Origin of the sequence: Legionella resiliens, assembly GCF_021344005.1 — a bacterium.
Lineage (GTDB): Bacteria > Pseudomonadota > Gammaproteobacteria > Legionellales > Legionellaceae > Legionella > Legionella resiliens.
The window spans coordinates 1-549 of sequence record NZ_JAJTND010000002.1 but is presented as its reverse complement, the minus strand read 5'-3'; the positions used below and the strand labels follow the sequence as shown (position 1 = coordinate 549).

Sequence of the window (549 nt, the reverse complement as noted above, 5' to 3'; positions counted from 1 at the left end):
GCAGGAAACTATTCCGTTGATGTATCCAATTCGGCTGGAATTGTAACAAGTAGTACTGCAGTATTAACTGTAAATTCCGGAACTCCCCCGTCAATTACCACACAACCCGTTAGCCAAACAGTAACCGTCGGGCAATCTGTAACCTTCTCGGTAATCGCAACAGGTACTGCCCCTCTCTCCTACCAATGGAAAAAAAATGGGGTAGCAATTGCTGGAGCCACTGCTGCAAGCTATAACATCCCCAGTGTAGTATTAGCAGATGCAGGAAACTATACCGTTGATGTATCCAATTCGGCTGGAATTGTAACAAGTAGTACTGCAGTATTAACTGTAAATTCCGAAACTCCCCCGTCAATTACCACACAACCTGTCAGCCAAACAGTAACCGTCGGGCAATCTGTAACCTTCTCGGTAATCGCAACAGGTACTGCCCCTCTCTCCTACCAATGGAAAAAAAATGGGGTAGCAATTGCTGGAGCCACTGCTGCAAGCTATAACATCCCCAGTGTAGTATTAGCAGATGCAGGAAACTATACCGTTGATGTATCC

Annotated in this window: 1 protein-coding gene; it reads left to right on the top strand. The window is 45.7% G+C overall.

The genetic code is table 11. The features are described from left to right. Positions 1–549: immunoglobulin domain-containing protein (locus LXO92_RS03705; protein ID WP_233291518.1), on the top strand; the 549-nt coding region annotated here is incomplete at both ends.